Here is a 1,639-nt window from a genome sequence, read left to right on the forward strand (position 1 = left end):
CGCCGCGCCAGCGCGCCCGGAGCAGGTTCCAGCGCAGCGACAGCCACACCCACGCCAGTCGCAGCAGCACCAGCATGATGTTGATCGCCAGCACGTACACCAGCAGCCACCACGGGTTGCGCTGGCCGCTGGTGGCCATGGTATCGACCGCGCGTTCGACAATGCCCGGCAGCTGCTCGCCCAGCAGCACGAAGATGATGCCGTTGAAGCTGAACTGCACGGTGTTCCAGACCGCCGCGCGCTGCACCCGCATGCTGCCACTGATGCGGCCGGTCAGCTCGACATAGCTCATGGTGATGCCGGCGGCGACCGCGGCCAGGATGCCCGAGGCCTTGAACTCCTCGGCCAGCAGGTAGGCGGCGAACGGAATCAGCAGGTTGAGCAGCAGCGCCGCGCCCGGCTCCTCGCCGAAGCTGCGCCACAGCCAGCGCTGGAAGGTGGATACCCCGTACGTCACCCCCACGCCGATCGCCAGGCCGGCCAGCGCCACCCACAGGAAGGTCAGCGAGGCCTGCGCCAGCGAGAAGCTGCCGGTCATCACCGCGGCCACCGCGAAACTGAAGCAGACCAGGCCCGAGGCGTCGTTGAGCAGCGACTCGCCTTCCAGGATGTGCATCAGCCGTTTGGGCATCGGCACCCGCGAGGCGATCGCCCCGACCGCGACCGGATCGGTCGGCGAGAGAATCGCCGCCAGCGCGAAGGCCACCGCCAGTGGCATCGCCGGGATCAACCAGTGGATCAGCAGCCCGGCGCCGAGCACGGTGAACACCACCAGGCCAAACGCCAGCTCCAGGATCGCGCCCTTGTCGCGGAACAGGCCGTGTTTGGGAATACGCCAGCCGTCCAGGAACAGCAGCGGCGGCAGGAACAGCAGGAAGAACATCTCCGGGTCCAGCGCATGACCGCGCTTGAACACCCCGGCAATCAGCGCGCCCAGCCCGATCTGCACCAGCGGCAGCGGCAGCGAAAAGGGAAGGATTCTTACCAGATAGCCGCTGGCGACAACGGCCACCAGCATCGCCAGGACGACTTCGATCGTGTGCATGCCCGTTCCAGGGAATCACCACCACGACAGCGCGCTGCCGGCGCGGGCAGCGACGGAAAAATACCGCTGGAAAACTACCACAGGCGTGCCGGGATGCCGATGCGCGCGGCGTGAAGCGGTGCCATCGCACCGCCTTCGATCAGCTCGCGCCGTCGAAGCGGTAGATGTCCATCGCCAGAAACCCCAGGTCGATGCCGGCATCGATGCGCTGCGCGCCGAGCTGGTCGGTGCCGGCCGCACCCATGGCGAAATACAGCGGCAGCAGGTGCTCGTCGGTGGGATGGGCCTGCACGGCGGACGGCGCCTGCCGGCGGTAGTCGAACAACGCCGGCAGGTCGTTGGCCTGCAGCTTCTGCTCGATCCAGCCGATGAACGGGCGCACGTACGGCGCTTCCCGGGCCTGATCGTAGTTGCGCCAGTCGTGCAGGTTGTGGGTAATGCTGCCCGAGCCGACCAGCAGCACGCCCTGCTCGCGCAGCGGCGCCAGCGCCCGGCCCATGTCGAACTGGTGGCGCGGCCCCAGCCCCGGCTGGATCGACACCTGCAGCACCGGGATGTCGGCCTGCGGATACAGATAGCGCAGCGGCACCCAGG

2 protein-coding genes are annotated in these 1,639 nt (G+C 68.2%); both read right to left on the reverse strand.

Going from position 1 to position 1,639, the window contains the following annotated elements:
- A partial coding sequence (locus JCM9942_RS15380) for a cation:proton antiporter (RefSeq protein ID WP_172675155.1) occupies positions 1–1,045 on the reverse strand: 1,045 nt, incomplete at its 3' end.
- A gap of 139 nt (positions 1,046–1,184) precedes the next feature.
- On the reverse strand, positions 1,185–1,639 hold a 455-nt coding region (locus tag JCM9942_RS15385; RefSeq protein ID WP_172675156.1), incomplete at its 5' end, for a DODA-type extradiol aromatic ring-opening family dioxygenase.

The sequence above is a fragment of the Stenotrophomonas pictorum JCM 9942 genome (assembly GCF_001310775.1).
Classification (GTDB): Bacteria; Pseudomonadota; Gammaproteobacteria; order Xanthomonadales; family Xanthomonadaceae; genus Stenotrophomonas; species Stenotrophomonas pictorum.